This is a genomic window from Leucobacter fengyongliangi (assembly GCF_050971685.1).
GTDB lineage: Bacteria > Actinomycetota > Actinomycetes > Actinomycetales > Microbacteriaceae > Leucobacter.
On record NZ_JBPCEU010000014.1, the window covers coordinates 81,658 to 88,920 of the forward strand.

General features: G+C 57.6%; 5 protein-coding genes. 3 read left to right on the plus strand and 2 right to left on the minus strand.

The genetic code is table 11. From position 1 onward, the window contains the following. Positions 1-29: 29 nt before the first annotated feature. Together fdhD and ACR0R4_RS11255 are read left to right on the plus strand one after the other, a co-directional pair. Complete coding sequence (fdhD, locus tag ACR0R4_RS11250) at positions 30-932, plus strand: formate dehydrogenase accessory sulfurtransferase FdhD (RefSeq protein ID WP_433647541.1); 903 nt, start codon at positions 30-32, stop codon at positions 930-932. Further along, complete coding sequence (locus ACR0R4_RS11255; protein WP_433647542.1) at positions 929-3,253, plus strand: FdhF/YdeP family oxidoreductase; 2,325 nt, start codon at positions 929-931, stop codon at positions 3,251-3,253. Before fdhD ends, ACR0R4_RS11255 begins: the two co-directional genes overlap by 4 nt. 132 nt (positions 3,254-3,385) lie before the next feature. Here ACR0R4_RS11255 and fmdA read toward each other — a convergent pair whose 3' ends face one another. Both fmdA and ACR0R4_RS11265 read right to left on the minus strand, forming a co-directional pair. Further along, a complete protein-coding gene (gene fmdA, locus ACR0R4_RS11260) occupies positions 3,386-4,642 on the minus strand; it encodes a formamidase (protein WP_433647543.1) in 1,257 nt (418 codons plus the stop codon). 406 nt (positions 4,643-5,048) lie between these two features. Further along, positions 5,049-5,687 (minus strand): AmiS/UreI family transporter, encoded by a 639-nt coding sequence (locus ACR0R4_RS11265; RefSeq protein WP_433647544.1) that lies wholly within the window; start codon positions 5,685-5,687, stop codon positions 5,049-5,051. A 225-nt stretch (positions 5,688-5,912) separates the two neighbouring features. Between ACR0R4_RS11265 and ACR0R4_RS11270 the strand changes: the two genes are divergently transcribed. Continuing rightward, complete coding sequence (locus tag ACR0R4_RS11270; RefSeq protein WP_433645643.1) at positions 5,913-7,190, plus strand: integrase catalytic domain-containing protein; 1,278 nt, start codon at positions 5,913-5,915, stop codon at positions 7,188-7,190. The last annotated feature ends 73 nt before the right edge of the window (positions 7,191-7,263 follow it).

Here is a 7,263-nt window from a genome sequence, read left to right on the forward strand (position 1 = left end):
CCATCGAAGTTCCATGCTATCCACATAACATGTCTCGAATTACTGCACGGCGACGGGTCACCCGGGTGACGCTCGGGCAACCCCCTCGTCAGGCCCCAGATTCACTCGCGGTGGAAGAGCCCCTCGAGATGCGGGTGTTCGGCCGCTCGCTGGCGATCACCATGCGCACCCCCGGGAATGACGTCGAGCTGGCTGCTGGGTTTCTCGTCTCTGAGGGAATCATTCACCAGTCTGAGGATTACGCGGTCGCACGTTATTGTGCGGGCGCTACCGACGGAGACGATGGAAACACCTATAACATTCTCGACATCACCCTGGCCCCGGGCGTGCCACCCCCCGACCCGAGCCTTGAGCGGAATTTCACGACGACGAGCGCCTGTGGTCTGTGCGGCAAGTCAACCATCGACGCGGTGCGCACGACCTCCTCATTCGCAGTGGATCGCGATCCACTTGTGTTGTCACCTGAGATGCTCGCCGGCTTCCCCGATGCGCTCCGCGCTCAGCAGCGCGTGTTTGACCGCACCGGTGGCCTGCACGCCGCAGGATTGTTCGACGGGCGTACCGGCGAATTGCTGGTATTGCGAGAAGATGTCGGCCGACACAATGCGGTCGATAAGGTCGTGGGCTGGGCACTGCTGAACGGAAAGTTTCCGGCCCGGGAGTGCGTGCTGATGGTTTCGGGGCGTGCCAGTTTCGAACTCACTCAGAAGGCCCTCATGGCGGGTATCCCGCTCCTTGCCGCGGTCTCCGCACCGTCATCCCTTGCCGCCGATCTCGCGGAAGAGTGTGGCATGACGCTCGTCGGATTTCTTCGGGGTCCTTCGATGGTGATTTACAGTCGACCCGATCGACTTCTCAACATAGACTCGCCAGCAGAAGCAGCAACCCGAAATGATCTCGGCCTCGAGCTCCAGGAAGAATGTGCCTCATGAGTCCCAAACCTCTCGACGAAGATTTCTCTGACGCCGACATCAGAGTCACAGCCCCCAAAGAGTGGGCGGCCGGCGTTCACGGAGTCACGCACTCGATGATCCCCGCCCTGGAAGACTTGGGGCCATCACGCACACTCAAACTGATGACCAAAATCAACCACAAAGATGGTTTCGATTGCATGAGCTGTGCATGGCCAGACCCAGATCACCGCAAACTGGCTGAGTTTTGCGAAAACGGTGCCAAAGCCGTGGTGTGGGAAGCGACTCCCCTGAAGATCGAACCCAGTTTTTGGCAGCAGCACAGTCTCACTTCGCTTGCAGATAAGACAGAGTACTGGCTGGGCATGCAGGGCCGCCTGACCGAGCCGGTGTATAAACCCGCCGGGGCGGACCATTACGAACCGATCGCCTGGGATGACGCGTTTCGTCTCATCGGGGAACACCTACGCGCGCTCCCCTCACCCGACGAGGCAGCCTTTTACACCAGTGGGCGCGCATCAAACGAGGCGGCGTTTCTGTACCAACTCTTCGCCCGAGCATTCGGCACCAACAATTTGCCCGATTGCTCGAATATGTGCCACGAATCAACCGGGGTGGCCATGCAGCACACCCTCGGAATCGGCAAGTCAACCGTGGCCTATGACGATTTTGAGAAAGCCGACCTCATCATCGTGATGGGACAAAACCCGGGCACGAACCACCCCCGCATGTTGACTGCCCTCGAAGAGGCCAAAGACAAAGGCGCACACATCGTGGCAATCAACCCGCTTCCCGAAGCAGGACTGATTCGGTACAAGAATCCGCAGCGCGTGAAGGGTTGGCTCGGAAAGGGAACAAAAATTGCAGATCAGTATATTCAGGTGCGGATCGGGGGCGACATGGCCCTCCTCCAGGCACTGTCGCAGCGGGTGCTCGCTGCAGAGCAGAAGGCACCCGGAACCGTGCTCGATCACGACTTTATCGCTCAGCACTGCGATGGGTTTGAGGAATTTGCAACCCACCTCTCACAGCTTGACGCTGTCGAAGTGGCACGAGCCACTGGCATTCCCGATGCCGAAATAGACGAACTCGCCAAACGATACCTCGCTGCAGACCGAGTGATCATCACCTGGGCAATGGGAATCACCCAGCACCGCAAGGCAGTCGACACAATCCGCGAGATCGTAAATCTCCTCCTCCTCCGTGGAAACATCGGCAAGCCGGGTGCGGGTGCGTGTCCAATCCGCGGGCACAGCAATGTGCAGGGTGACCGCACCATGGGAGTGTGGGAGCGGATGCCCGACTCGTTTATGGATGCATTGGGCGCCGAGTTTGGGTTTGATCCGCCGAGAAAACACGGGGTCGACTCGGTCGACGGGATCCGCGCGCTCAACGAAGGAAAAATCAAGGTCTGGGTGGGCCTTGGAGGGAATCTGCTCGGGGCAATCTCTGATGCCAACCTTGCCGAAACCGCCATGCAGAAGACGCGCCTCAGCGTCCAACTCTCGACAAAACTCAATCGTTCACACGTTATCACCGGCGAGGAGGCACTCATTTTGCCGGTGCTCGGCCGCACCGAAATTGATCGCCAGTCTTCCGGCGAGCAGTTTGTGTCGGTAGAAGACACCGTATGTGCGGTGCATGCCTCCTATGGGCAGATCGAGCCAATATCGGCTGAGGTGCGATCTGAGGTCGCGGTGATCGCAGGAATGGCACACGCAACGCTGAATGACACCCATGGAATCGATTGGCTCGGCATGATGGATGATTACGATCGGATCAGAGATCACATCTCTCGGGTCATCCCTGGATTTGAGAACTTCAATCACGACATCCGACTGAAGGGTGGCTTCGTTCTTCCGAACGGTCCGCGCGATGAGCGCCGTTTCGATACCGAAACCGGTAAAGCGCGAATCACGGTCAATGAACTCGAACATGTGAGCTGCCCCCCGGGCAGACTGATCTTGCAGACTATGCGGTCACACGATCAATTCAACACAACGATTTACAGCTTGAATGATCGCTATCGGGGTATTACTCGGGGTCGTTCGGTGATCTTTGTGCACCCCGATGATTTGGCTGAGCTTGGAATTGACGACGGCCAGACGGTAGATATTTTTAGTGAGTGGAAGGATCAGCCTGATCGCGTCCTTCGCGGATTTCGCACCGTTGCATTCCCGACCGCTCGGGGCTGCGCCGCGGCATACTTCCCCGAGGCCAATGTCCTGGTCCCCCTCGACAGCACCGCACTCGAGAGCAATACGCCAGTGTCGAAAGCAGTGATCGTGAGGCTCGAGCCTGCGTCAGCTCCTGTAGGAGTCGGGCGACCGGTCACCGTGTAGCACCTACCTCGCTGTCCAATACACGACTGAGCGATTACACGCCGCATCGCCAAACCTCGGTCGCCCGGCGCTACACACAACGCAGAAATAGTGGGGTGGAGCGTTGCGCTCCACCCCACTATTTGCTGTGACTTACTTGTTTGCGGCGCGGGGGGCTCCCATTCCCGAGTCAATCTGGAATGGGCCCGATGCGGAAGGTCGCACATCGAAATCGAAGATCGCCGTCGGCAGATACACCGTCGAACAGGAGTTCGGGATATCGACAACGCCCGAGAGACGACCTTCGATCGGAGCGGATCCCAATAGGAGGTACGCCTGCTCGGGCTGATATCCGAATTTCGTCAGGTAATCGATCGCGTGCAGGCACGCCCGCTGGTACGAAAGATGCGAATCCAGGTACTTCTGCTCCCCGTCAAGAGTCACAGAAGTGCCCGAGAAGGCGAGCCACTCGCTGTACTGAGGCTCTACGTTTCCGGGCATGAAGATCGCATTTTCCGAGACCCCATAGGTATCCATTCCTCCGCGAATGAGATCGACCCGGAGGTCGATGAATCCACCCATTTCGATGGCACCACAGAAGGTAATTTCACCGTCACCTTGCGAGAAGTGCAGGTCGCCGACAGAAAGGTTCGCGCCGTCTACGAACACCGGGTAGAAAATCCGGGTTCCCTTGCTGAGGTTCTTGATGTCTTGATTACCTCCGTTTTCACGCGGCGGTGCGGTTCTCGCAGCCTCACTCCCGATACGCGTATACTGATCCGCGGGCACACCTCCCAAAATTGCATGCTCGGCTTCTGGTGGCAAAGCCAGGGGCGGCACTCGATGCGGATCAGTTGCGATCAGTGCACCCTCGCGAGCATTCCATTTCGCCAACAACCCGGCCGATGGTGCGGTGCCCATCAGGCCTGGGTGGATCAGGCCGGTGAAGGAGACCGCGGGCACGTGCCGAGAGGTCGCCGTCTGCCCATTGAAATCCCATATTGCCTTGTAGGCGTCTGGAAACTGCTCGGTCAGAAACCCGCCGCCGTTGTTCCTTGAGAAGATTCCGGTGTAGCCCCACCCTTGACCAGCAAGGGGGCCCGAATCTTCTTGGGGAATCGGTCCGACATCAAGGATGTCGACGACCAGAAGATCGCCGGGCTTCGCACCCTCCACTCGGAACGGCCCGCTGAGCGTGTGCACGGTCAGCAGAGGTGCATCGAGGATGTCTTGCGCAGAGTCGTCATTTTTGATTGCACCGTCAAACCATTCGCGGCAGTCGACGCGGAATGAATCGCCGGGCTTTACCGTGGCAACTGGAGGAATCTCCGGGTGCCAACGGTTGTGACCAAGTTTCTCCTGTTCCGTAAATTTCTTGGACGAATCCAATTTGAATATGTGTTCGGGCATGGAACCTTCTCCTTTGTTGAGAATAATCGGGAAACACCTTCGTCACCCGATTGTGTGATCGTGACCTAATCTCTGGGAAGTTTTTGATGCATGGGGTTAGTGGTTACTGGTTGTGTTCGCTTTCTTCCCTGTTGGGGTAGTTGGCTCACCACTTCCGGTTCGTGGGCGCTACGGGCGGAGCTCTCGATCAGTCCCAGTGCTGATCCGCCTGCGCGCGATAGATAGGGTGCGGTGATCAATTTGTGTGCTTCAGATCCGCAAACTCTGCACTCCATTTCACGCGGCACCGCCGCCATATCAAACCTGGCATCGTAGATGCACCCTGCAGTACACCGGTACGAGTAACTCGGCACTCAGATCTCCTTTCTGATCAGACAGCTATTTCGCTGCTGGTAGGTACCTGGGGTTACGGGGCGGCGACAGCCGCACGTGCGGAATCCGCGGGTGAAGAGACCGTACGCTTGGGCTTCCCCAACACCCACGAGAGGAGAAAGACCAGCACTGCGATCACCGCAGCAATAACCGCACCAAACGAGGTGCTCTGATACGTCTGGGTCAATAACAAGAACGCGGGTACCGCTCCCGTTAAGATTCCGAGCATCAGCGTGAACCATCCGGTGATACGCGTGAGCTCTTCGCGGTTGAGTGCAAGCACCAAGAAAAATAGGAACCACAGCACAGCCCAAGAGAACCAGATGATCCCAAAGACAGGGTCATTTACCAGGGTGAACTGGAGCATGCCGTAGACCACCGCGCAGGCCGCCACGAACAGCGAGAACCATCCGAGGCCTTCCCCTGAGGCACCAGTGAGCTGATTCCAAGCCACATATAAATAGGTGAAGCCGAAAAGGTAAAGCCCAGAAGCACCCAGAATGACCGCGGGATCTCCGTCTGCGGTCAGTAAAGTGAGCGTCGGGAGTACCACTTGCATCCCGCCGACGAAAAGATTCATCGCTGCCGCCGATTTACCCGGTACAACGTTTAAGAGCATCAGACCGTTAATGAACAACACGGCCCCAACGTAGAGCAGTCCTACAGTTCCCACTTCAGTCTCCTGCCGCTTCGTTGCGGAGTACGCGGGTGTGCAGTTCTCCGCAGGGAGAACGTAATATGACACGTATTTTGCACTCAATTTGTTATTTTGAATACGTGGGTAACGTAACCCCGGAGCTACAAAGAGTCAAGAGTTCGGCGTACCTTACGTATATTGATCGCGTAGCCCGAGTCGTGCCTCACATACTTTGATCGCATACTCTTACGCTGAACCGGTATGAACAAGGGTGTGGTGTCAGTGCCGACACGAATCGAAGTCACCAAACAACTCAAACAGGCCTATAAGACCGCGAGCAGGTCCGAGAAATCGAAGATTCTGGATCAGTTCTGCGCAACCACCGGTCTGTCTCGGGTGTCAGCCAGGCGTTATCTCACCAGACCGCATTTGGGCGTGAAGAATGTCTCCCAGCTCGATCGTCGCCGTCACCGCCCAACGACGTACTCTGCAGCATCGAAACGGGTGCTGGTGTGGCTGTGGAAGGTCATGATGTACCCGTGCGGGAAATATATGCACGAGATGATCCCCGCGTGGATCCCCCAGCTCGAAGCCCATGGTGAGCTCCGCAATGGTAAGCACGACTACAGTCCCGAGGTGCGTGCCGAGCTCTTACGCATGTCCGCCGCGACGATCGATCGCTACCTGCAAGAGCACCGGCGAGCACTCGATCTGAAAGGGATCTCGGCCACCCGCTCTGGCGCGCTGCTACGTACCTCGATCACGATCCGGAAAGCGGGCGACGAGGCAGAACACGAGCCGGGATTCATGGAGTGCGACACGGTCGCGCATTGCGGCCCAACACTGAAAGGCGAGTTCGCGAGGACCCTCACCGCGACCTGCGTGCACACCGGGTGGACGCACCTGGAAGTGTTGCGGAACAACGCGCGCGTGCACATGATCACAGCTCTCGAGCGTCTCGAGGCTGCGTTACCGTTCGCGATTGCCGGGTTGGACTGCGATAACGGGAGCGAGTTCATCAACGACAAAGTCGTTGAATGGGCCCGCGGCCGAAAGATCTTCTTCACGAGGTCTCGGCCATACAAGAAGAACGATCAAGCGGTCGTGGAATCAAAGAACAACCACATCGTCCGTAAGTACGGCTTCTACTACCGTTACGACACCACCGACGAACGAGAAGTCCTCGAACGGCTTTGGCATGTCGTGATGCTGAAGATGAACTTCTTCACGCCCACGAAGAAACCAGTGGGGTGGGAAGCTGATGGGCAAGGGCGTAGGCGGCGAGTGTATGACGCTCCCCGGACCCCGTATGAGCGGTTACTCGAGTCCGGCATACTTTCCCTGCAGCAAACGCGAGAGCTAGAAAAGACGTATGCGAAGCTCAACCCGGTCGAGCTGAGCCGTGACATTGTCAGGTATCAGGGCATGCTCATGACCAAAGCCGGGTGGAAGACCGAGGTCCTGACGGCCGAGGTCGAAGAATCGAAGAGACGACGGCGCGGGCGACAGTCGGGCGGGGTGAAACTCCGCTCGGCTTGAACGCGGGGTTACGCGATCAATCTATGTGAGGCACAAGATGAACTACGCGATCATCTTGACATGAGGCACTACG